At 74.5% G+C, this 21,401-nt stretch carries 22 protein-coding genes and 1 rRNA gene; 18 read left to right on the top strand and 5 right to left on the bottom strand.

The window, feature by feature from the left end; all coding sequences use genetic code 11:
* The 3 genes from rrf to FQ330_RS11645 all read left to right on the top strand — a co-directional run.
* Positions 1-79, top strand: a 5S ribosomal RNA gene (rrf, locus tag FQ330_RS11655); the annotation flags it as partial.
* Between the two features lie 998 nt (positions 80-1,077).
* Positions 1,078-2,121 (top strand): tetratricopeptide repeat protein, encoded by a 1,044-nt coding sequence (locus FQ330_RS11650; protein WP_146357715.1) that lies wholly within the window; start codon positions 1,078-1,080, stop codon positions 2,119-2,121.
* On the top strand, positions 2,121-3,155 hold the full coding sequence (locus FQ330_RS11645) for an HAD-IIA family hydrolase (RefSeq protein WP_146357713.1): 1,035 nt from the start codon (positions 2,121-2,123) through the stop codon (positions 3,153-3,155). Before FQ330_RS11650 ends, FQ330_RS11645 begins: the two co-directional genes overlap by 1 nt.
* On the opposite strand, the gene FQ330_RS11640 is transcribed toward FQ330_RS11645, so the two are convergent.
* Entirely contained in the window at positions 3,152-3,868 is a 717-nt protein-coding gene (locus FQ330_RS11640) for a phosphotransferase (protein WP_146357711.1), read from the bottom strand. The genes FQ330_RS11645 and FQ330_RS11640 overlap by 4 nt on opposite strands.
* Before the next feature lie 22 nt (positions 3,869-3,890).
* On the opposite strand from FQ330_RS11640, the gene FQ330_RS11635 reads away from it, so the two are divergent.
* From FQ330_RS11635 to der, 15 genes are all read left to right on the top strand, one after another.
* The gene (locus FQ330_RS11635; RefSeq protein WP_146357709.1) at positions 3,891-4,886 is read left to right on the top strand and encodes a Rossmann-fold NAD(P)-binding domain-containing protein; all 996 of its coding nucleotides are present in this window, start codon (positions 3,891-3,893) and stop codon (positions 4,884-4,886) included.
* Positions 4,883-5,023: a hypothetical protein gene (locus tag FQ330_RS13380; protein ID WP_164877091.1), complete on the top strand. Its 141-nt coding sequence runs from the start codon at positions 4,883-4,885 to the stop codon at positions 5,021-5,023. Before FQ330_RS11635 ends, FQ330_RS13380 begins: the two co-directional genes overlap by 4 nt.
* Before the next feature lie 43 nt (positions 5,024-5,066).
* The gene (locus FQ330_RS11630; protein WP_404799856.1) at positions 5,067-5,858 is read left to right on the top strand and encodes a TlyA family RNA methyltransferase; all 792 of its coding nucleotides are present in this window, start codon (positions 5,067-5,069) and stop codon (positions 5,856-5,858) included.
* Positions 5,855-6,757 (top strand): NAD kinase, encoded by a 903-nt coding sequence (locus FQ330_RS11625; RefSeq protein WP_146357707.1) that lies wholly within the window; start codon positions 5,855-5,857, stop codon positions 6,755-6,757. The genes FQ330_RS11630 and FQ330_RS11625 overlap by 4 nt, the downstream gene beginning before the upstream one ends.
* The gene (gene recN, locus FQ330_RS11620; protein WP_146357705.1) at positions 6,754-8,436 is read left to right on the top strand and encodes a DNA repair protein RecN; all 1,683 of its coding nucleotides are present in this window, start codon (positions 6,754-6,756) and stop codon (positions 8,434-8,436) included. Before FQ330_RS11625 ends, recN begins: the two co-directional genes overlap by 4 nt.
* Before the next feature lie 50 nt (positions 8,437-8,486).
* Positions 8,487-10,142, top strand: coding sequence for a CTP synthase (locus FQ330_RS11615; RefSeq protein WP_164877090.1), 1,656 nt, complete (start codon positions 8,487-8,489; stop codon positions 10,140-10,142).
* Positions 10,142-10,756 carry an NUDIX domain-containing protein gene (locus tag FQ330_RS11610; protein ID WP_146357703.1) on the top strand — a complete coding sequence of 205 codons (615 nt, stop codon included), beginning with the start codon at positions 10,142-10,144 and terminating at the stop codon, positions 10,754-10,756. Before FQ330_RS11615 ends, FQ330_RS11610 begins: the two co-directional genes overlap by 1 nt.
* Positions 10,757-10,766: 10 nt before the next feature.
* The gene (xerD, locus tag FQ330_RS11605; protein ID WP_146357701.1) at positions 10,767-11,672 is read left to right on the top strand and encodes a site-specific tyrosine recombinase XerD; all 906 of its coding nucleotides are present in this window, start codon (positions 10,767-10,769) and stop codon (positions 11,670-11,672) included.
* A 106-nt stretch (positions 11,673-11,778) separates the two neighbouring features.
* Positions 11,779-12,627, top strand: a complete 849-nt coding sequence (locus FQ330_RS11600) for a ParA family protein (RefSeq protein WP_128189313.1) — start codon at positions 11,779-11,781, stop codon at positions 12,625-12,627.
* Positions 12,611-13,432 carry a segregation and condensation protein A gene (locus FQ330_RS11595; protein WP_128189298.1) on the top strand — a complete coding sequence of 274 codons (822 nt, stop codon included), beginning with the start codon at positions 12,611-12,613 and terminating at the stop codon, positions 13,430-13,432. The genes FQ330_RS11600 and FQ330_RS11595 overlap by 17 nt, the downstream gene beginning before the upstream one ends.
* The gene (gene scpB / locus FQ330_RS11590; RefSeq protein ID WP_146357699.1) at positions 13,419-14,033 is read left to right on the top strand and encodes an SMC-Scp complex subunit ScpB; all 615 of its coding nucleotides are present in this window, start codon (positions 13,419-13,421) and stop codon (positions 14,031-14,033) included. Before FQ330_RS11595 ends, scpB begins: the two co-directional genes overlap by 14 nt.
* Positions 14,030-14,770, top strand: coding sequence for a pseudouridine synthase (locus tag FQ330_RS11585; protein ID WP_146357697.1), 741 nt, complete (start codon positions 14,030-14,032; stop codon positions 14,768-14,770). Before scpB ends, FQ330_RS11585 begins: the two co-directional genes overlap by 4 nt.
* 24 nt (positions 14,771-14,794) lie before the next feature.
* The gene (locus FQ330_RS11580) at positions 14,795-15,874 is read left to right on the top strand and encodes a prephenate dehydrogenase (RefSeq protein ID WP_240671312.1); all 1,080 of its coding nucleotides are present in this window, start codon (positions 14,795-14,797) and stop codon (positions 15,872-15,874) included.
* Positions 15,871-16,545 carry a (d)CMP kinase gene (gene cmk, locus FQ330_RS11575; RefSeq protein ID WP_128189295.1) on the top strand — a complete coding sequence of 225 codons (675 nt, stop codon included), beginning with the start codon at positions 15,871-15,873 and terminating at the stop codon, positions 16,543-16,545. Before FQ330_RS11580 ends, cmk begins: the two co-directional genes overlap by 4 nt.
* Before the next feature lie 23 nt (positions 16,546-16,568).
* Positions 16,569-18,053 carry a ribosome biogenesis GTPase Der gene (der, locus tag FQ330_RS11570; RefSeq protein ID WP_146357695.1) on the top strand — a complete coding sequence of 495 codons (1,485 nt, stop codon included), beginning with the start codon at positions 16,569-16,571 and terminating at the stop codon, positions 18,051-18,053.
* A gap of 475 nt (positions 18,054-18,528) precedes the next feature.
* On the opposite strand, the gene pdxY is transcribed toward der, so the two are convergent.
* From pdxY to FQ330_RS11550, 4 genes are read right to left on the bottom strand one after another with little or no spacing between them, the layout of a single operon-like run.
* Positions 18,529-19,380: a pyridoxal kinase PdxY gene (pdxY, locus tag FQ330_RS11565; RefSeq protein WP_146357693.1), complete on the bottom strand. Its 852-nt coding sequence runs from the start codon at positions 19,378-19,380 to the stop codon at positions 18,529-18,531.
* Positions 19,377-19,895 (bottom strand): DUF2017 family protein, encoded by a 519-nt coding sequence (locus FQ330_RS11560; RefSeq protein ID WP_449683760.1) that lies wholly within the window; start codon positions 19,893-19,895, stop codon positions 19,377-19,379. The genes pdxY and FQ330_RS11560 overlap by 4 nt, the downstream gene beginning before the upstream one ends.
* On the bottom strand, positions 19,892-20,137 hold the full coding sequence (locus tag FQ330_RS11555; protein WP_128189291.1) for an ATP-dependent Clp protease adaptor ClpS: 246 nt from the start codon (positions 20,135-20,137) through the stop codon (positions 19,892-19,894). Before FQ330_RS11555 ends, FQ330_RS11560 begins: the two co-directional genes overlap by 4 nt.
* Positions 20,134-21,399 carry an MFS transporter gene (locus FQ330_RS11550; protein ID WP_146357689.1) on the bottom strand — a complete coding sequence of 422 codons (1,266 nt, stop codon included), beginning with the start codon at positions 21,397-21,399 and terminating at the stop codon, positions 20,134-20,136. The genes FQ330_RS11555 and FQ330_RS11550 overlap by 4 nt, the downstream gene beginning before the upstream one ends.
* Positions 21,400-21,401 lie beyond the last annotated feature (2 nt).

Below are 21,401 nucleotides of genomic sequence, written 5' to 3'. Positions count from 1 at the left end.
TCCGAACCCGGAAGCTAAGGCTCTCAGCGCCGATGGTACTGCAGGGGGGACCCTGTGGGAGAGTAGGACACCGCCGGACTTCTTTTGGAAAGGGGCCCCAGATTCATCTGGGGCCCCTTTTTCTATGTGCCGACTCGATGGGAGCATGGTGCCGTGAACGACCACGCAGATCGCGGCTCCGGCCGTCAGGACGACCGCCGACCGCACCGCGATGGCGACCGCCGTCCGCAGCGCGACGGCGACCGTCGCCCGCCGCAGCGCGATGCCGAGCGGAGGCTCCGCCCCGGCGACCGCGGCTACCACCCGGATGGCGACCGTCGCCCGCAGGGCGATGCTGATCGCCGGCCCCAGCGCGACGGGGACCGCCGCCCGCAGCGTGACGGAGACCGTCGCTTCGGGGACCGAGACTCGCGTCCGCAGCGCGATGGCGACCGCCGCCCGCAGCGCGATGGCGAGCGTCGACCGCAGCGTGACGGTGATCGTCGCTTCGGCGACCGCGACCCGCGTCCGCAGCGCGATGGCGAGCGTCGACCGCAGCGAGACGGTGATCGTCGTTTCGGCGACCGCGACTCGCGTCCCCAGCGCGATGGCGACCGTCGGCCGCCGCGCGATGGCGACCGTCGGCCGCAGCGCGACGGCGACCGTCGTTTCGGCGACCGCGACTCGCGTCCCCAGCGCGATGGCGACCGCCGGCCGCCGCGTGACGGCGACCGTCGCCCGCAGCGTGACGGCGACCGCCGGCCGCAGCGTGACGGCGACCGTCGCCCGCAGCGCGATGGCGAGCGTCGCTTCGGCGACCGCGACTCGCGCCCCCAGCGCGACGGGGACCGTCGCCCGCCCCGGGATGGTGACCGCCGCCCCGCGCGCGACGGCGAGCGCCGGTTCAACGGTGATCGCGATCGCCGTCCGCAGGGCGACGGCGACCGCAGCTTCGGGCGCGGCGACCAGCGTCGTCGCGACGACCAGCGCACGAGGAACCAGGGGCCCGAGCGCGATGCCGCCTGCCCCGGGCGCGACTACGAGCGCCGCGGCGACGGCTCCGGCGAGAGCTTCAAGCAGGTCCGCGAGGACGAGGTCGTGCCGCCGCCGCTGCCGGACGATCTGGTGGCCGAGGACCTCGACATCGGCGCGCGCGCGCAGCTGAAGACCCTCACGAAGGACAACGCCGAGTTCGTCGCCAAGCACATGGCGATGGCGTCGCGCCTGATCGACGAGAACCCGGAGCTCGCGCACGAGCACGCGCTCACCGCGGCTCGTCGCGCCGGCAGGATCGGCGTGGTGCGCGAGACGCTCGCGATCACCGCCTACCAGCTCGGCGACTTCGCGCTCGCGCTGCGCGAGCTGCGCACCTACCGCCGCATCACCGGGCGCGACGACCAGCTGCCGCTCATGGCCGACTGCGAGCGCGGGCTCGGACGTCCCGAGAAGGCGCTCGAGCTGGCACGTTCGGTCGACGCGGCGACGCTCGAGACGCCCGTCCGGGTCGAGCTCGCGATCGTGAAGTCCGGCGCGCGCCTGGACCTCGGGCAGCCGGAGGCGGCGCTCGAGGAGCTGCGCATCCCCGAGCTGCGCCGAGACAAGGCGTTCGAGTACAGCCCGGCGCTCTTCGCCAGCTACGCGGGCGTGCTCGAGGAGCTCGGTCGCGACGACGAGGCGGCCGAGTGGTTCGCCCTCGCCGACCGCGCCATCGACGCCCTCGAGGCGGCGCTCGCGCCGGGCGAGCTCGAGTCCATCGCGATCACGACCGAGCGCATCGAGGACGACGGCGAGGCCACGGCCGAGGAGAGCGGCGTGCCGCTCGAGTCGGACGTCGACGATGCCGCGCAAGCGGGCGACGACGACGCGAAGGCGGCAGAGGGAACCGACGAGGCAGCGGACGAGCACGTCGAGGATGTCCCCGACGTCGAGGCTCCCGCAGACCCTGAGCAGGTCGAGCCGCCAGCAGCGCCGGTGCAGCCGGCCGCTGCCGCGGCGGCCGTCGACGAGGCGGAGCCCGCCTCGGAGGAGCCGGCGCCGCACGGCGACGCGCTCTTCGCCGACGCGCTCTTCGGCGACGACCTCATCGAGGACGAGGACGAGGACCAGGACCAGGAGCCGGAGCGCGGCGGAGACGCCCGCTGATGGCGCTGTTCCGCAAGGCGGCGGCGCAGCCGACGCCGCTCGACGGCGTCGACTGCCTGTACCTCGACCTCGACGGGGTCGTCTACAAGGGGCCGGATGCGATCCCGCACGCGGTCGACAGCATCCGTGCCGCCGGGCTCCCGACGGCCTACCTGACCAACAACGCCTCGCGCACCGACGCGGAGGTCGCCGAGCACCTGGCGTCCTTCGGCCTCGACGTGCGCGCGTCCGACGTGGTCACGAGCCCGCAGGCGGCCATGCTGCTGCTCGCGAAGCACCTGCAGCCGGGCGACCCCGTGCTCGTGGTCGGCGGCGCCGGCATCGTGGTCGAGCTCGAGGCGCGCGGCTGGCGCGTGGTGCGCACCGCCGCCGAGCAGCCGAAGGCCGTCGTGCAGGGCTTCCATCCGTCGGTCGGCTGGAAGGACCTCGCCGAGGCGTCGTTCGCGCTGCGCCGCCCGCTCGAGCAGGGCGGCATCCCCTGGATCGCGACGAACGGCGACTGGACGATCCCGGTCGCCGGCGGCATCGCGCCCGGCAACGGCACGCTCGTCTCGGCCGTGCACACGGCGGTCGGCCGCCTGGCCGAGTTCGCAGGCAAGCCCGAGACCCCGATGTTCGACGTCGCCGCGGAGCGCTTCGGCGCGCGCGCGCCGCTCATGGTCGGCGACCGGCTCGACACCGACATCCTCGGCGCCCGCCGCGCCGGCATCGCGTCGGCGCTCGTGCTGACCGGCATCGACCGCGGCGCGAGCCTGATCGGCGCCGACGCCTCGATGCGACCCGATCACGTGCTCGAGGATCTGCGCGGCCTCGCCGAGCCGATCGCGCCGGTGCGCGAGACGCTCGAGACCTCGACCGGCGACCGCTACTTCGAGGTCGGCCAGGCGGCGGTGCGCCGCTCGGGCATCGACATCGCGCTCGTGCGTGCGGGGGAGCGCGACGTCGACACGATCCGCGCCGCGTGCGCGGCGGTGTGGACGGCCGACCGCCCCGTGCTGGGCCTCCGGATCGCCGACGAGCTGCTCGCGCTCTAGTCGAGCTCGGGCGGCTCCCACAGCGCGCGCCAGCGACGGATCCGCTCGGGGTCCGGCGCCGCCCCGTAGGCGGCCCAGAACGCCGGCTCCGCGTCGCCGAGTCCGTTCCACGCCAGCGACCACGAAGCGATCGCCAGATCCGACCAGCGGTCGCCCACGCCGACCCGGCCGAGGTCGACGAGCCCCGCGAACCGGCCGTCGGCGATGAGCGTGTTGGGCGCGCACGGATCGCCGTGGCAGACCACGGGGTCGTCGACGGGCGCGGATGCGGTCCAGTCGGGAGCGGGGAACGGGCACGTGCGCGCGTCGGTCGCGTGCAGGCGCCGCAGCCCCTCGCCGAGGGCGGCGGCCGCCGCCTCGGGGTCGCGCAGGCCCGCCGCGGACACGATCGAGGAGGCCGCGATGGCGGCGGTCTCGAGCAGCTCGCCGCCGGCGTCGCGGTGCAGGCCCAGCACGCGCGGGACCGGCACCGACGACGCCGTCGCGAGCCAGCGCATCCGCTGCTCCTCGGCCGCGAGCGACTCGGTGCCGGCAGGGCTCCACTTCGCGTAGACCGCGCCGCCGGCGCGGTCGATGCGGGCCGTCACGCCGCCGAGCTCGTTGCGCCATACGAGCTCGACGGGATCGTGGCCCGCGCGGCGCGCGATGGGCGGCGGCACGGGCGTGCCTGCCGGGGGAGGGCCGGCGAGGTCGAGGGAGGGTCCGCTGCGCACCGATCGACGCTAGCGTGCAGGCATGGACGACGCTGCATCGCCCCGGCGCGTGCTCGTGCTCGGCGGCACCCGCTGGCTCGGACGCGCCGTCGCCGAGGCGCACCTCGCGCGCGGCGCGGAGGTGACGTGCCTGGCGCGCGGCGCCTCGGGCGCGGTCGCTCCGGGCGCGCGGCTCGTGGCCGGCGACCGCGACCGCGACGACGCCTACGCGGCGCTCGAGGGCGAGTGGGACGAGGTGGTCGACGTGACGAGGCTGCCCGCGCACGCGTCAGGCGCGCTCGACGCCCTCGCCGACCGGACGCGGCACTGGACGTTCGTCTCGTCGGTGTCCGCGCAGCGGCTCGAGGGCGCGCCGGTCGGTGCCGACGAGGACGACGAGCTCGTGCCGGAGGACCCGACGGGCGAGGAGTACGGCGGCGCGAAGGCGTGGATCGAGCGCGTCGCCAGGGAGCGGCTCGGTGAGCGCCTCGCGGTCGTGCGACCGGGCCTCATCGGCGGGCCGGGCGACGAGAGCGACCGCTTCGGCCACTGGGTCGCGCGGCTCGCGCTCGCCGGCGACGGTCCCGTGCTCGTGCCGGCGCGCGAGCAGCCGACGCAGACGATCGACGTGCGCGACCTGGTCGACTTCCTCGTCGAGCGGGCGCCCCTCCGGCAGGACGTCGTGAACGCGGTCGGGCCCGACGGCACGCTGCACGCGCTCATCGCGCTCGCCGGGGAGGTCGCCGGGCACACGGGCGAGCTCGTCGCGGCGACCGACGAGGAGCTCGAGGCGGCAGGCGTCGGCGTGTGGATGGGTCCGCGCGCGCTGCCGCTCGTGCTCCCCGCCGCGCTCGCCTCCCACGCGCAGCGCTCGAGCGCGCGCTACCGCGCGGGCGGCGGTGCGCACCGGCCGCTGCGCGCGACGCTCGAGGCGGTGCTCGCCGACGAGCGCGCCCGCGGGCTCGACCGCGCGAGCGCCAACAGGCTCTCGCGCGCCGACGAGCTCGCCGCGATCGATTCGCTAGCCTCGAGGGCATGACCGACCCCCAGGAGCACGCCGACGGCCTCGTCGACGAGCTGGAGCTCCTCGAGCAGCAGCCGCTCGAGGCGCGGGCCGAGCAGCTCGCGCGCATCCACGACCGGCTGCAGGCGGAGCTCGGGGCGGTGCGTGGCTGACGCAGCCGGGGCGGGCGGCGCCGAGCCGGTCGGGGGCGAGCCGATCGGAGGCGAGCCGGTGCGGCTCGACCAGGCGCTCGTCGAGCGCGGGCTCGCCCGCAGCCGATCCCAGGCGCAGCAGCGCATCGCCGAGGGACTCGTCACCGTCGACGGGCGCGCGGCGCTGAAGGCGAGCCTCAAGGTGCCGGCACGTGCCGAGGTCGCGGTCGCCGGCGGCGACGCGTGGGTGTCGCGCGCCGCGCACAAGCTGCTCGCGGCGCTCGACGCCTTCGCCGTCGACCCCGCCGGCCGGGAGGCGCTCGACGCCGGCGCCTCGACCGGCGGCTTCACGCAGGTGCTGCTCGCGCGCGGCGCCGCGCACGTGACGGCGCTCGACGTCGGCCACGGCCAGTTCCAGCTCGACGTCGACGCGCATCCGATCACCCTCGTCGAGGGGCGGAACGTGCGCGACCTCGAGCCCGGGTCGCTGCAGCCGGCGCCGTCGATCATCACCGCCGACCTGTCGTTCATCTCGCTCGCGCTCGCGATCCCGCCGCTCGTCGGCGTCGCCGCACCCGACGCCGACTGGATCGTGCTCATCAAGCCGCAGTTCGAGGTCGGCCGCACGGGCGTCCGCGAGGGCATCGTCGCCGACGCGGGCCTGCGCGCGCAGGCGATCGAGCAGGTGCTGTGGGCGGCGTGGGACGCGGGGCTCGGCACCGCCGGCCTCATCGGCAGCCCGATCGCGGGCGGCCGCGGCAACCTCGAGTACCTCGCCCACCTCTCGGCCGAGCGCGGCACGAATCCGACAGAATGGCTGGACGAGTCGGCGAGACTGGCGAAGGAGGCGCGATGAGCGGACGCAGGTTCCTGCTCGCGTTCCACCCCGGGCGCGAGGAGGCGGTCGCGACGGCCGCCGCGATCGCCGCGCGGCTGCTCGCCGAGTCGGTGACGCCCGTCGTGCTCGCCGAGGACCGCGCGGTGCTGCTCGCCGCCGGCAGCGGGCTCGAGGCCGTCGAGCCGTACGTGCCCTCCGACGCGCCCGACGTCGAGCTCATCATGACGCTCGGCGGCGACGGCACGATCCTGCGCGCGGCCGAGCTGCAGCGAGAGATCGGCGCGCCGCTGCTCGGCATCAACCTCGGCCACGTCGGCTTCCTCGCCGAGGCGGAGGTCGCCGAGACCGCCGAGGTCGTGGAGCGCGCCCTGCGCCGCGGCTACGAGGTCGAGGAGCGGCTGACCCTCTGCGTGCGCGTCTTCCAGGGCGACGAGCTCGTGCACGAGACGTGGGCGGTGAACGAGGCGGCGATCGAGAAGTCGGGCTCGGGCCGCATGATCACGACCATGCTCGAGATCGACGGCCGCCCCATCTCGTCGTTCGGCACCGACGCCGTCCTGCTCGCGACGCCCACCGGATCGACCGCGTACTCCTTCTCGGCCGGCGGCCCCATCGTGTGGCCGACCGCGTCGGTGCTGCTGCTCGTGCCGCTCGGCGCGCACGCGCTCTTCACCCGCCCGCTCGTCGTCGCGCCGACCTCCACCATGGCCGTGACGATCGCCGACGACTCGACGAGCCCCGCCGTGCTGTGGTGCGACTCCCGCCGCTCCTTCGACCTGCCGCAGGGCTCGCGGGTCGAGGCGACGCGCGACGACCGGCCGCTGCGGCTCGCGCGCCTGTCGCGCGCGCCCTTCGCCGACCGGCTGGTCGCGAAGTTCCACCTGCCGGTGGAGGGCTTCCGGCGGTCGCGCACGTGACGCGCCTCGACGAGCTCACGATCCGCTCGCTCGGCGTGATCGACGAGGCGCGCGTGCCGGTGGGCGCCGGCTTCACCGCCATCACGGGCGAGACGGGCGCGGGCAAGACGATGCTCGTGCAGGCGCTCGCGCTGCTGCGCGGCGAGCGCGCCGACGTGGGCGTCATCCGCTCCGGCGAGGATCGTGCCGCGGTGCAGGGCGTCTGGATCGTCGACGACGCGGATGCGGTGGCCCTCGTCGAGGACGCCGGCGGGGTCGTCGACGACGGCGAGCTCATCCTCGGCCGCGCCCTCACCCGGGAGGGTCGCTCGCGCGCCCAGGCCGGCGGCGCCGCCGTGCCCGCGGGGCTGCTGCGCGAGCTCGCCGACCGCCTCGTCGCCGTGCACGGGCAGGCCGACCAGCAGCGGCTCCGCTCGCCCGACGCGCAGGCCGCCGCGCTCGACCGCGCCGCGGGGGAGCGCCTGGCGGCCCTGCTCGCCGAGTACGTCGGGGAGCACGAGGCCTGGACGGCCGCGCGCGACGCGGCCGCGCGCATCCGCGACGAGCACGACGCGCGCGCCGCAGAGGCCGCCTCGATCCGGGCCGAGCTCGAGGACCTCGAGGCCGTCGACCCGCAGCCGGGCGAGCAGGACGAGCTCGCCGCGATCGCGCACCGCCTCGAGCACTCCGAGGCGCTGCGCGCCGAGCTCGCCGAGGCGCACGGCGCGCTCTCGAACGACGAGGACGAGCCCGACGCGGTGACGCTCGCGGGCCGCGCGCGCCGGCTCGTCGAGCGCGCCTCCGGCGACGACGCGGCGCTCGGCGGCGCGCTCGACCTGCTCGTGCAGGCCGACGCGCTGCTGCAGGAGGCGTCCTCGGCGGTCGTGCGGGCGCTCGACGACCTCGAGCGGCCCGAGCGCAGCCTCGACGAGGTGCAGGAGCGGCGCGCCCAGCTCACCGCGCTCGAGCGGCGCCTGGGCCGCACGCTCGAGGAGGCGCTCGAGGCGGCGCCGGCAGCCGCGCTCCGGCTCGCGGAGCTCGACGGCGACGACGCCGAGCTCGAGCGGCTCGATGCCGAGGAGCGCGCGCGGCACGAGGCGGTCGCCGCGCTCGCCGACCGGCTGAGCGCCCTGCGGCAGGAGGCGGCCCGGCACCTCGAGGCCGCCGTCGGCGAGGAGCTCGCTGCGCTCGCGATGCCGAACGCCCGGCTCGTGGTCGAGGTCGCGCCGACGGATGCGCTCGGCCCGCGGGGCCGGGACCGCGTCACCATGCTGCTCGCGCCCCACCCCGGCGCCGAGCCGCGTCCCGTGCAGCGGGGCGCGTCGGGCGGCGAGCTCAGCCGCATCATGCTCGCGCTCGAGGTGGCGCTCGCCGACGAGAGCGTGCCCACCATGGTCTTCGACGAGGTCGACGCGGGCGTCGGCGGCGCCGCGGCGACCGAGATCGGGCGCCGGCTCGCCCGGCTCGCCGAGCACTGCCAGGTGATCGTCGTCACCCACCTCGCGCAGGTCGCGGCGTTCGCCGAGCGCCACGTGCGCGTCGAGAAGGGCACCGACGGCCGCATCACCGCGTCGCAGGTGTCGCCGGTCGAGGGCGAGGAGCGCCTGGCCGAGCTCGCCCGCATGCTCTCCGGCACCGCATCCGAGACCGCGCTCGCGCACGCCCGCGAGTTGCTCGATGATGCGCGGGTCGTGGGTTAGGCTCGAAGCCCGTGAACCACAGTGCAAACGGGACCGCAGCGCCGGCCAAGGTGACCAAGCAGATCTTCGTCACCGGAGGCGTCGTCTCGTCGCTCGGCAAGGGGCTGACGGCCGCGTCGCTCGGCAACCTGCTCACCGCCCGCGGCCTGCACGTGGTCATGCAGAAGCTCGACCCGTACCTCAACGTCGACCCGGGCACGATGAACCCGTTCCAGCACGGCGAGGTGTTCGTCACCGACGACGGCGCCGAGACCGACCTGGACATCGGCCACTACGAGCGCTTCCTCGACGTCAACCTCTCGCAGGCCGCCAACGTCACGACCGGCCAGATCTACTCGCGCGTCATCGAGCGCGAGCGCCGCGGCGAGTACCTCGGCGACACGGTGCAGGTCATCCCGCACATCTCCGACGAGATCAAGCGGCGCATGCGCCTGCAGGCCGAGCAGCAGCCGCAGCCCGACGTCATCATCACCGAGATCGGCGGCACGGTCGGCGACATCGAGTCGCAGCCGTTCATCGAGTCGGCGCGGCAGATCCGCCACGAGCTGGGCCGCCAGAACGTCTTCTTCGTGCACGTCTCGCTCGTGCCGTTCCTCGGCGCCTCCGGCGAGCAGAAGACGAAGCCGACGCAGCACTCCGTCGCGACGCTGCGCTCGATCGGCATCCAGCCCGACGCGCTCGTGCTGCGCAGCGACCGGCCCGTGAGCGACGCGAACCGCAAGAAGATCGCGCTCATGTGCGACGTCGAGGAGGAGGCGGTCGTCAATGCGATCGACAAGCCCTCCATCTACGACATCCCCACGATGCTCACCGAGCAGGGCCTCGACGCGTACATCATCGGGCAGCTCGGCCTCGAGGCCGGGGACATCGACTGGTCGCGCTGGCAGCCCGTGCTCGACGGCGTGCACCACCCGAAGCACGAGGTGACGATCGGCCTCGTCGGCAAGTACATCGATCTGCCGGATGCGTACCTGTCGGTGACCGAGGCGGTGAAGGCCGGCGGGTTCGCGAACCAGACCAAGGTCAACATCCGCTGGATCCGGTCGGACGACTGCGAGACGCACGACGGCGCGGCGGCCCAGCTCGGCGAGCTCGACGGCATCATCGTGCCCGGCGGCTTCGGCATCCGCGGCATCGAGGGCAAGCTCGGCGCGCTGAGGTTCACGCGCGAGAACGAGATCCCCACGCTCGGCATCTGCCTCGGCCTGCAGTGCATGGTCATCGAGGCCGCCCGCAACCTGGCCGGCATCGAGGGCGCGTCGTCGACCGAGTTCGACGAGGGCACGCCCGCGCCGGTCATCGCGACGATGGCCGAGCAGGAGCAGCACATCCACGGCGGCGACCTGGGCGGCACGATGCGCCTGGGCCTGTACGAGGCGAAGCTCGCCGAGGGCTCGCTCGCGGCCGAGCTCTACGGCGACACCGTCTCGCACGAGCGCCACCGGCACCGCTACGAGGTGAACAACGCCTACCGCGACGAGATCGCCGCCGCTGGCCTCGCCTTCAGCGGCCTCTCGCCCGACGGGCACCTCGTCGAGTACGTCGAGCTGCCGGGCCACCCGTTCTACATCGCCACGCAGGCGCACCCCGAGCTGCGCAGCCGGCCGAACCGCGCGCATCCGCTCTTCCGCGGCCTCGTCGCCGCCGCCCTCGAGCGCCAGCGCGCCTCGAAGCTCTTCGACGAGACCGACGACGAGACGGCCTGATGCTCGCCGACGCGCTCGGCCAGCAGCCGGTGCTCGCCCGCGAGCAGCTGTTCGCGGGCCGGGTGTGGGACGTCGAGGGGCAGGAGTTCGAGCTCGGCGGCGAGCGCATCCGCCGCGAGGTGGTCGTGCACCCCGGCGCCGTGGCGGTCGTCGCGATGAACGACCGGGACGAGGTGTGCCTCGTGCACCAGTACCGGCACCCGGCCGGCGGCACCCTGTGGGAGCTGCCTGCGGGCCTGCTCGACGTGCACGGGGAGGATCCCCTCGCGGCGGCGCAGCGCGAGCTCGCCGAGGAGACCGACCTCGCCGCGGACACCTGGCGGACGCTGCTCGACGTCTCGACCACGGGCGGCGGCTCGACCGAGATCATCCGGGTCTACCTCGCGACCGACGTGCGCGAGCTGCCGGAGGCGTTCGAGCGCACGCACGAGGAGGCCGAGATGGAGCGCCGGTGGGTGCCGCTCGCCGAGGTCGTCGACGCGGCGCTCGCGATGCGCCTCCACAACGCGACGCTGCTCTCGGCGGTGCTCGCCCTCGAGGCGATGCGCGCCCGCGGCGCCTCGCCGCACCCCGTCGACGCGCCGTTCGACTGGCATCCGGCCCACCGGCCGTGACCGGTCGGCCATGACGCCCGCGCAGGCGGTCGACCGGCTGCTGCGGCAGCTCGCGATCGAGCGCGGCCTCTCGCAGCACACCGTCGCCGCGTACCGGCGCGACCTCGGCGGCTACCTCGCCGTGCTCGAGGGGCGGGGCGTGACGGATGCGTCGGCGATCGCGGGCGACGACGTCGCGGCCTTCCGCGCCGCGCTCGCAGGCAGAGGGCTGGCCGCGTCGTCGGTCGCGCGCCACCTGTCGGCCGTGAAGGCGCTGCACCGGTGGCTCGTCGACGAGCGGGTGGCCGCCGAGGACGTCGCGAAGGACCAGCGGCCGCCGAAGCTGCCGCAGCGGCTGCCGAAGGCGATCTCGGTCGCGCAGATGCAGCGGCTGCTCGAGGCCGCGGGCGGCGACGACCCCGCGGGGCTGCGCGACCGGGCGCTGCTCGAGCTGCTCTACGCCACGGGCGCCCGAATCTCGGAGGTCGTCGGGCTCGACGTCGACGACCTGGCGGCCACGGCCGACGAGCAGCAGCTCGTGCGCGTGACGGGCAAGGGCGCGAAGCAGCGCCTCGTGCCCGTCGGCTCGTACGCGCGCCGGGCGACGGATGCGTGGCTCGTGCGGGGGAGGGCGGCGCTCGCGGCGAAGGGGCGCGGCACGCCGGCGCTGCTGCTCGGCGCGCGGGGCGGCCGCCTCTCGCGCCAGGCGGCGTGGGAGATCATCCAGCGGGTCGCCGACGAGGCGGGCGTCGAGCACGTCTCGCCGCACACCTTCCGCCACTCGTTCGCCACGCACCTGCTCGAGGGCGGCGCCGACGTGCGCGTCGTGCAGGAGCTGCTGGGCCACGCATCCGTCGCGACGACGCAGATCTACACGCAGGTGACCGCCGACACGCTGCGCGACATGTACACGACGGCGCACCCCCGCGCGCGCTGAGGCTCAACCAGAGGTTGAGATACACGCCGCGCCCGCCTGCGCGGCGAAGGCGCGCGGCGTTCCTAGACTCGGGGGCGTGAGCACGCGCAACGAGACCCTGGCCGGCATGGAGGCACCTTCGCTCGGGCCCACCGGGCGTCCCCACCGCGACTTCCCGCAGCCCGAGCCGCTGCGCAGCCACGGCCCCGCGCGCATCGTCACCATGTGCAACCAGAAGGGCGGCGTGGGCAAGACGACCACGACGATCAACCTCGGCGCCGCGGTCGCCGAGTACGGCCGCCGCGTGCTCGCGATCGACTTCGACCCGCAGGGCGCGCTCTCGGCGGGCCTCGGCGTCGACAACCACGACGCGACGACGATCTACGACCTGCTGCTGAACCCGCGCCTCGACCCGCGCGAGGCGATCCAGTCGACGAGCGTCGAGGGCCTCGACGTCATCCCGGCCAACATCGACCTGTCGGCCGCCGAGGTGCACCTCGTCAACGAGGTCGCGCGCGAGCAGATCCTCTCGCGCGTGCTGCGCCGCGTCGCCGACGACTACGACCTCATCCTCATCGACTGCCAGCCGTCGCTCGGCCTGCTGACGGTGAACGCGCTCACCGCCGCGCACGGCGTGCTCATCCCGCTCGAGAGCGAGTTCTTCGCCCTCCGCGGCGTCGCGCTGCTGAAGGAGACGATCGAGAAGGTGCAGGACCGCCTCAACCCGGCGCTGCAGCTCGACGGCATCCTCGTCACCATGTACGACGCCCGCACGCTCCACGCCCGCGAGGTCATGGAGCGCGTCGTGGGCGCGTTCGGCGACACCGTGCTCGAGACGGTCGTGCGCCGCACGGTCAAGTTCCCCGACGCATCCGTCGCGGGCATCCCGGTCACGCAGTTCGCGCCCGACCACGCGGCGGCGGAGATCTACCGCCAGCTCGCGCGCGAGCTGATCGCCCGTGGCTCCATCGCCTGAGCCCGACGGCGCCGACGAGGAGCGCGGGTTCCGCCTCGCGCTCGACAACTTCGACGGTCCGTTCGACCTGCTGCTGACGCTCATCGGCAACCGGTCGATGGACGTCACCGAGATCGCCCTCTCGCGCGTCACCGACGAGTTCATCGCCTACGTGCGCACGCTCGACACCCACGAGGAGCTCGAGCAGGCGAGCGAGTTCATCGTCGTCGCGGCGACGCTGCTCGACCTCAAGATTGCGTCGCTGCTGCCCGCCGGCGACGTCGTCGACAGCGAGGACGTGGCGCTGCTCGAGGCGCGCGACCTGCTGTTCGCGCGGCTGCTGCAGTACCGCGCGTTCAAGCAGGCGGCGCTGTGGATGGCCGAGCGGCTCGCCGCGGAGTCGAGCCGCCACGCGCGCTCGGTGCGGCTCGAGGAGCGCTTCCGGCAGCGCACGCCCGAGCTGCGCTGGACGCTGTCGGCCGACGACTTCGCGGCGCTCGCGCTCCTCGCGCTCACGCCGAAGGAGCTGCCGACGGTGGGCCTGACGCACCTGCACGCGCCGCTCGTGTCGATCCGCGAGCAGGCGGCGCACATCGTCGCGCGGCTGCGGCAGGCGGGCACGACCACGTTCCGCGAGCTCATCGCCGGCGAGGCGACGCGCGGCGTGATCGTCGCGCGCTTCCTCGCCGTGCTCGAGCTCTACCGGCACGCGGCGATCACCTTCGAGCAGCTCGAGCCGCTCGGCGAGCTCTCGCTCAGCTGGACCGGCCACGACTTCCGCGACGAGGACCTCGTCGCCCTGGGGGCAGACTATGACCATGCATGAGACGGATGCGCCGGCCAGGGCCGAGGAGGCGGGCGAGGCCGCCGCCGACCGGTCGCACCTGCCGCTCGAGCGCCGCATCGAGGCGATCCTCATGGTCGCCGACGAGCCGCAGGGCGCCGTGCACCTCGCGACGTCGCTGCGCGTGCCGGTGCCGGCGGTGAAGGCCGCGATCGAGGCGCTGCGCGCCGACTACGACGGCGAGGGCGCGGGGCCCCAGCGGGGCTTCGAGCTGCGCGAGGTCGGCGGCGGCTGGCGCGTGTACGTGCGCGCCGAGTACGACGCCGACGCGACCGACTTCGTGCTCACGCAGACGCCCACGCGGCTGTCGCAGGCCGCGCTCGAGACGCTCGCGGTGATCGCCTACAAGCAGCCGATCACGCGCGGCGCGGTCGCGGCCATCCGCGCCGTCAACGTCGACTCGGTCGTGCGCACCTTGCTCGGTCGCGGCCTCATCCGGGAGGCCTTCGCCGACAGCGAGACGGGCGCCATCCACTACGAGACGAGCGAGCTGCTGCTGACGCAGCTCGGCCTCAACTCGCTCGACGAGCTGCCGCCGATCTCGCCGCTGCTGCCCGACGGGGAAGAGGACGTGCTCGCATGACCGCCATCGAGGGCGAGCGCCTCCAGAAGGTCCTCGCGGCCGCCGGCGTCGCCAGCCGCCGCGTGGTCGAGGACATGATCGTCGCCGGCCGCATCGAGGTCGACGGGCGCGTCGTGACCGAGCTCGGCACGCGCATCCGCCCCGACGCCCGTGTGACGGTCGACGGCACCGCGGTGCAGCTCGACACCACGAAGCGCTACCTCATGCTCAACAAGCCCACCGGCGTCGTCTCGACCATGAGCGACGAGCGCGGCCGCCGCGACCTGCGCGAGTTCACCGACCGGGTGGGGGAGCGCGTCTACAACGTGGGCCGCCTCGACAGCGACACCTCGGGCCTGCTGCTGCTGACGAACGACGGCGAGCTCGCGCACGTGCTCGCGCACCCGTCGTTCGGCGTCGAGAAGACCTACGTCGCGAAGGTGCGCGGCGCGGTCGACCAGCGCACCATCCGGCGGCTGCTCGACGGCTTCGAGCTCGAGGACGGCGAGATCCACGCCGATGCGGCGCGCCTCGTCGGCCGCCCCTCGCAGGGGCACTCGATCGTCGAGCTGACCCTGCACTCGGGCCGCAACCGCATCGTCCGGCGCATGCTCGACCACGTCGGGCACCCGGTCGTCGAGCTCGTGCGGCGCAGCTTCGGACCGCTGCACCTCGGCACCCTGCGGTCGGGCGCGGTGCGCGAACTCACTAGCATGGAGCGCGGTGCCATCCTCACGCTCTCGCGATCGGCGCCGTAAGCCAGCAGCCAGCAAGGAGCCCTCGTGACCCACCGACTGCGCGGCCCCGTCCGCATCGTCGGCACCGGGCTGCTCGGCACCTCCATCGGCCTCGGGCTCGCCGCCCGCGGCGTCGAGGTGCAGCTCGCCGACGCGAGCCCCACCGCGATGCGGCTCGCCGCCGACTACGGCGCGGGCCGCCCCGCCGAGCCCGGCGACGCCCCGGAGCTCATCGTCGTCGCCGTGCCGCCCGACGTCACCGCGCAGGTCGTCGCCCGCGAGCTCGAGGCGTTCCCGGATGCGGTGGTCGCCGACGTCGCGTCGGTGAAGGCCGTGCCGCTCGCCGAGCTGCGCGCGCTCGGCGCCGACATCAGCCGCTACCTCGGCACGCACCCCATGGCCGGCAGGGAGCGCTCCGGCGCGCTCGCCGGCTCCGGCGACCTCTTCGTCGGCCGGCCATGGGTGATCGCCGGCCACGACGGCATCTCCTACGAGCGCGGCAGCCTCGTCGACGACCTCATCCTCGACCTCGGCGCCGTGCCGATCGAGTCGACGCCCGAGGAGCACGACCGCGCCGTCGCGATCGTCAGCCACCTGCCGCAGCTCGTCTCCTCGCTCATGGCCGCGCGCCTCGCCGACGCGCCCGACGAGGCGCTCCGCCTCGCCGGCGGCGGCGTGCGCGACGTCACGCGCGTCGCGGCGAGCGACCCGGCGCTCTGGATCCAGATCCTCGGCGCGAACGCGCCGGCGGTCGTCGAGCAGCTGCGAGCCCTGCAGACCGACCTCGCGACGCTCGTCGACGCGCTCGACGACGTCGACGCATCCGGCAGCCGCAAGGCGGTGGCGGATGCGCTGCGGGCCGGCAACGAGGGCGTCGCGCGCCTGCCGGGCAAGCACGGCACGCACGCCCGCTTCACCCGCGTGCAGGTGCGCGTCGACGACCGCCCGGGCCAGCTCGCGCGGCTGCTCGCCGACATCGGCGACGCCGAGGTGAACCTCGAGGACGTGCGCATCGACCACGCGGAGGGCGCCCAGTTCGGCGTCGCCGAGATCACCGTGCTCCCCGAGGCCGTGCAGCGCCTGCACGACGCGCTCGAGGAGCTGGGCTGGCAGGTGGTCGCATGAGCGCCGAGCGCCGAGCGACCGTGGTCGCGATCGACGGCCCCGCCGGCAGCGGCAAGTCGTCGGTCGCGCGCGCCGTCGCCCGCGAGCTGGGCTTCCGCTTCCTCGACACGGGCGCCGCCTACCGCGCGCTCGCCTGGCTCGTGCTCGAGCGCGGCGGCGACACCGACGACGAGCCCACCGTGCTCGCGGCGCTCGAGCGGCTCGGCACGCTCGAGCTCACCGTCGAGCCTGCGGGGCAGCGCGTCGCCATCGACGGGCACGACGTGACCGAGGCGATCCGCAGCGAGCGCATCTCGGCCGCCGTCTCGGGCGTCGCGCGCACGCTCCCCGCCCGCAGCGCCGTGAACGAGCGCTTCCGCGCGATCATCGCCGACGCCGAGCCCGGCATCGTCGCCGAGGGCCGCGACATCACCACGGTCGTCGCGCCCGACGCCGACGTGCGGGTGCTGCTGACGGCCGACGAGGCCGTGCGCATCCGCCGCCGCTTCGGCGACGTCGGCGGCGACGAGTTCCAGGTGGGTGCGCGCCTCGCGGCGCGCGACGCCTCCGACTCGAAGGTGATCGACTTCCTGACCGCAGCCGACGGCGTGACCGTCGTCGACTCCACCGACCTGACGTTCGACGAGACCGTCGACGCGATCGTCCGCCTCGTGCGCGATCGCGTCTCATGAGCATGCATTCTGAAGAGGGACCGATGAACGAAGAGATCGAGCACGAGGCCGGCCCGGCCGACGCCTACGAGACCGACGAGGCGCGCGTCGCCGCGCTCCGCGCGGGGCTGTCGGACTACGAGCTCGACGCCGAGGACGCCGCGCTCCTCGAGCTCGCCGAGGCGGGCCCGGATGCGCTGCGCGTGCTGCCCGCGCTGCCGGTGCTCGCGATCGTCGGGCGGCCCAACGTCGGCAAGTCGGCGCTCGTCAACCGCATCCTCGGCCGCCGCGAGGCCGTCGTCGAGGACACGCCGGGCGTGACGCGCGACCGCGTCACCTACAAGGCGGAGTGGAACGGCCGGCCGTTCACCGTCGTCGACACCGGCGGCTGGGAGCCCGACGCGCGCGGCATCGACCGCTCGGTCGCGCTGCAGGCGGAGGTCGCGGTCGACCTGGCCGACGCGGTGCTGTTCGTCGTCGACGTGAACGTCGGCCCCACTTCGACCGACGAGCACGTCGTGCGGATGCTGCGCCAGTCGAACCGGCCCGTGCTGCTCGTCGCCAACAAGGCCGACGACGCCCGCCGCGACCTCGAGGCCGCGTCGCTGTGGAGTCTCGGCCTCGGCGAGCCGCACCCCGTCTCGGCCGTGCACGGCCGCGGCGTCGCCGATCTGCTCGACGCGGCCATGGAGCTGCTGCCCGAGGTCTCGGCGGTCGCGAAGGAGGAGCTGGGAGGCCCGCGCCGCGTGGCGCTGCTGGGCCGCCCCAACGTCGGCAAGTCGTCGCTGCTCAACAAGGCGGCCGGCGAGGAGCGCGTGGTCGTCAACGAGATCGCGGGCACGACGCGCGACCCCGTCGACGAGCAGATCGAGCTCGGCGGCCGCGTCTGGCGCTTCGTCGACACCGCCGGCATCCGCCGCCGCGTGCACCTGCAGCAGGGCGCCGACTTCTACGCGACGCTCCGCACGCAGGCCGCGCTCGAGAAGGCGGAGGTCGCGGTCGTGCTCATCGACGTGACGGAGCCCATCTCGGAGCAGGACGTGCGCATCGTCGACCTCGTGCTCGAGTCGGGGCGCGCGCTCGTGCTCGCGTTCAACAAGTGGGACCAGCTCGACGACGAGCGCCGCCGCTACCTCGAGCGGGAGATCGAGCAGGACCTCGGCCACGTCGACTGGGCGCCGCGCGTCAACATCTCCGCGCGCACCGGCCGCCATCTCGAGAAGCTCGTGCCCGCGCTCGAGCTCGCGCTCGACTCGTGGGACACGCGCATCCCGACCGGCAAGCTCAACGCCTTCATCGCCGACATCGTGTCGGCGCACCCGCACCCGCTGCGCGGCGGCAAGCAGCCGCGCATCCTCTTCGCCACGCAGGCGTCGACGCGGCCGCCGACATTCGTGCTCTTCACGACCGGGTTCCTCGACCCGCAGTACCGCCGCTTCATCCAGCGGCGCCTGCGCGAGGACTACGGCTTCGAGGGCACGCCGATCCAGGTCAACATGCGTGTCCGGGAGAAGCGCGAGCGCCGCTGAACTCGCTGGTCGAGCAGCCGCCGAAGGCGGCGTATCGAGACCGGGTGGGTCGCGTCTCGATACGGCCCTTCGGGCCTACTCGACGAGCGGGTGGGCGCGGTCCCGTTGGTCGAGTAGCCGCCGGAGGCGGCGTATCGAGACCGGGTGGGTCGCGTCTCGATACGGCCCTGCGGGCCTACTCGACGAGCGGGAGGGCGCGCCGCCGTAGGCGGCGTATCGAGACCGGGTCGGTCGCGTCTCGATACGGCCCTTCGGGCCTACTCGACGAGCGGGTGAGGGCCTACTCGACGAGCGGGTGGGGGCCTGCTCGACGAGCGGGTGGGGGCCTGCTCGACGAGCGGGTGGGCGCGGTCCCGTTGGTCGAGCAGCCGCCGGAGGCGGTGTATCGAGACCGGGTGGGTCGCGTCTCGATGCGGCCCTTCGGGCCTGCTCGACGAGCGGGGAGCGGGCGAGCGGGTGGCGGTGAGCGGCGCGCTCAGCGCACCTGCCTGGCCCGGAACTGCATGCGCGGGTGCGCGAACGCGTCCTGCGCCTGCACGAGGCGCAGCTCGCGCTCGCCCGACTCGAGGGTCGTCTGCAGCAGGTCGAAGACGCTCGAGGCGGTGCGCTCGAGCGCGGTCGCCGCGGAGCCGGTCTCGCGGTAGTGCGCGGTGAAGACGGCGCTCGTGACGTCGCCGGAGCCGTTGGCCTTGAACGGCAGGTGCGACGTCTGCAGCAGCCACGCGCCCTCGTCGTCGACCGCGAGCATCTCGATGGTGTCGGCCTCGCGGTCGGGCCGCAGCACGCTCGTCACGAGCACGGTGCGCGGTCCCAGGTCGCGCACGCGGTCGACCGAGTCGAGCGTCGACGCGATGGTGTCCGGATCGGTGCCCGTCATGAACCCGAGCTCGAACTGGTTGGGCGTGAGGATGTCGGCGTGGGGGAGCGCCCGCTCGCGGATGAGCGGCGGGATCGTCGGCGCGACGAAGCAGCCCGACTTCGCGTTGCCCATGACGGGGTCGCACGTGTACGTGGCGGCCGGGTTCGCGGCCTTGACGCGCGCGACGGCGTCGAGCACGACGTCGACGATCTCCTCGCCGCCGAGGTAGCCCGAGAGCACGCCGTCGACGGTGCCGAGCACCCCGCGCTCCTCGATCCCCGCGACGACCGCGCGCACGTCGTCGGCGGGGATGAGCGGGCCGCCCCACGAGCCGTAGCCGGTGTGGTTGGAGAAGTTGACGGTGAGCACGGGCCACACTTCGTGGCCCATGCGCTGGAGCGGGAAGACGGCGGCGGAGTTGCCGACGTGGCCGTAGGCGACGTGCGACTGGATCGACAGGAACCTCATCCCCCGATCCTCCCATCCAGCGCCTCCAGCAGCGTGCCCTGCACGAACAGCACCCAGTCGGCGACGTCGCGGAACTGCGCGATGTCGTCGTCGGTGACGTCGGGATGCAGCTGGCCCGGCTCCTGCGAGGTGCGCACGTGCAGCACGAGCCGCACCTCCCCGAGCGACCGCAGCCACGCATCCGCCCCCTCCTCGTCGACCTCGAGCTCGACCTCGTCGCCGTCGACCTCGGTCGGCAGCGCCGCCTCGAGGTCGGCGACCATGCGGGTCATGGAGCGGATGCGCTCGCCTGCGATGTCGACGGAGGCCAGGCGGCGGAACTCTGCCGCGTCCTGCGGGTCGGCGTAGGCGGCCGGGTAGAGGCGGGCCATCACCGGGTCGTCGGCGATCGCGCGCCCGTCGGCGACCGCGCGGTGCAGGCCCAGCACCTGGCGCCCGAGGGTCGCGAGCAGGTCGGCCTCGTCGACGAGCATCGAGCAGCGTGCGACATCGCCGTCGCGGCGCCACGCCCTCACGGCTGCACCCGCTCGAGCGTCGCGACGAGGCCGTCGGCGTGCAGGCCGGCGACGAGCATCTCCTGCTCCTCCCGGGCGCCGCGCGCGACCTCGGCGCGGCCGTCGCGCTCGGCCTGCGCCATGAGCTCGCCCGCTCGCTCGCGGTCGAGCCCGAAGCGGCGCACGAGCACGTGCACGACGTACGCCTGCGGCGTGATCGGGTCGTCCCAGAGCAGCGTCGCCCAGGCGGTCGGCTCGCTCACCGGTCGATCACCTCGATGCCGGCCGTGGTCGGGCCGAGCACGGTCGCGACGATGTGGTGCGCAGCGGTGTCGGGGCCGCGCCGGTCGATCGCGATGCTCCAGAGCGCGAGCGCGAAGCCGAGCGCGGCGAGCGCGACGCCGAGCCACGCGGGCGCGAGGTAGCCGTAGCCCGCGCCGATGACGGCGCCGCCGAGCGTCGCGCCGAGCGCGTTGCCGACGTTGAACGCCGCGTGGTTCGTGGCCGCGCCGAGCAGCTCGGCCTCGCCCGCGATGCGGATGATGCGGGCCTGGATCGTGGGGGTGAGGGCCGAGCCGGCCCCGCCGATGAGGAAGCCGAGCACGTACATCGCGACCGGGTTGGCGCCGAGCAGCCCGAAGAGCGCGAGCGCCGCGATCAGCAGCGGGAACGCGATGAGGATGGTGCGGCGCAGGCTCCGGTCGCTCGCCCAGCCGCCGACGACGTTGCCGATCGTCATGCCGAGCCCGATCGTCATCAGCAGCCACGCGATCGCCGACTCGGGCAGCAGCGCCACGCGCGTGACGATCTCGGCGGCATAGGAGTAGACGGCGAAGAAGCCGCCGAAGCCGACGCATGCGACCGCGATCATGAGCCAGAGGCGCGGGCTGCGGAACGCGGCGAGCTCGCGCCGCGCGGAGCGCGTCGGGTCGCCCGGCACGCGCGGCAGCGCGACGAGCGCCATCACGAGCGTCGCGGCGAAGATCACCGCGATCGCGGCGTACGTCCACCGCCAGCCGGCCGCCTGGCCGAGCCAGGTGCCGAGCGGCACGCCGATGACGTTCGCGATCGTCAGGCCCGACAGGGCGAGGGCGATGCCGGCGCCCTGCCGGCCCGGGCCCATGATGCGGGCCGCGAGCAGCGAGGCGACGCCGAAGTAGGCGCCGTGGGGCACGGCGGCGGCGAAGCGCGCGACGAGCGTCAGCTCGAAGGTGGGCATGAGCCCGCTCGCGAGGCTCGCGGCTGCGAAGGCTGCGACGAGCAGCAGCACGAGCGTGCGTTGCGACATCCGGGCCGCCCAGATCGACACGAGCGGCGCGCCCACGACGACGCCGAGCGCGTACGCGGTGATCATCCAGCCCGCGTGCGCGATGCCGACCGCCGGGTCGTCGCCGAAGCCGGGCACGAGCTCGGCCGCGGCGAGGGGGAGGATGCCCATGGTCGCGAACTCGGAGGTGCCGATGCCGAAGCCGCCCAGGGCGAGGGTGAAGAGCGCCAGGACGCGCCGGGCCGGAGAGAGCTGCATGC

It is taken from the genome of Agrococcus sediminis (genome assembly GCF_007923295.1).
GTDB classification, from domain to species: Bacteria; Actinomycetota; Actinomycetes; order Actinomycetales; family Microbacteriaceae; genus Agrococcus; species Agrococcus sediminis.
This window is presented reverse-complemented; position numbering and strand designations above follow the sequence as displayed.

Excerpts from the sequence above, each read along its gene's own strand:
- FQ330_RS11645 (WP_146357713.1), top strand. The coding sequence starts at position 2,121 with ATGGCGCTGTTCCGCAAGGCGGCGGCGCAGCCGACGCCGCTCGACGGC.
- FQ330_RS11635 (WP_146357709.1), top strand. The coding sequence starts at position 3,891 with ATGGACGACGCTGCATCGCCCCGGCGCGTGCTCGTGCTCGGCGGCACC.
- FQ330_RS13380 (WP_164877091.1), top strand. The coding sequence starts at position 4,883 with ATGACCGACCCCCAGGAGCACGCCGACGGCCTCGTCGACGAGCTGGAG.
- FQ330_RS11625 (WP_146357707.1), top strand. The coding sequence starts at position 5,855 with ATGAGCGGACGCAGGTTCCTGCTCGCGTTCCACCCCGGGCGCGAGGAG.
- FQ330_RS11610 (WP_146357703.1), top strand. The coding sequence starts at position 10,142 with ATGCTCGCCGACGCGCTCGGCCAGCAGCCGGTGCTCGCCCGCGAGCAG.
- xerD (WP_146357701.1), top strand. The coding sequence starts at position 10,767 with ATGACGCCCGCGCAGGCGGTCGACCGGCTGCTGCGGCAGCTCGCGATC.
- FQ330_RS11600 (WP_128189313.1), top strand. The coding sequence starts at position 11,779 with ATGGAGGCACCTTCGCTCGGGCCCACCGGGCGTCCCCACCGCGACTTC.
- scpB (WP_146357699.1), top strand. The coding sequence starts at position 13,419 with ATGACCATGCATGAGACGGATGCGCCGGCCAGGGCCGAGGAGGCGGGC.
- FQ330_RS11585 (WP_146357697.1), top strand. The coding sequence starts at position 14,030 with ATGACCGCCATCGAGGGCGAGCGCCTCCAGAAGGTCCTCGCGGCCGCC.
- cmk (WP_128189295.1), top strand. The coding sequence starts at position 15,871 with ATGAGCGCCGAGCGCCGAGCGACCGTGGTCGCGATCGACGGCCCCGCC.
- der (WP_146357695.1), top strand. The coding sequence starts at position 16,569 with ATGAACGAAGAGATCGAGCACGAGGCCGGCCCGGCCGACGCCTACGAG.
- pdxY (WP_146357693.1), bottom strand. The coding sequence starts at position 19,380 with ATGAGGTTCCTGTCGATCCAGTCGCACGTCGCCTACGGCCACGTCGGC.
- FQ330_RS11550 (WP_146357689.1), bottom strand. The coding sequence starts at position 21,399 with ATGCAGCTCTCTCCGGCCCGGCGCGTCCTGGCGCTCTTCACCCTCGCC.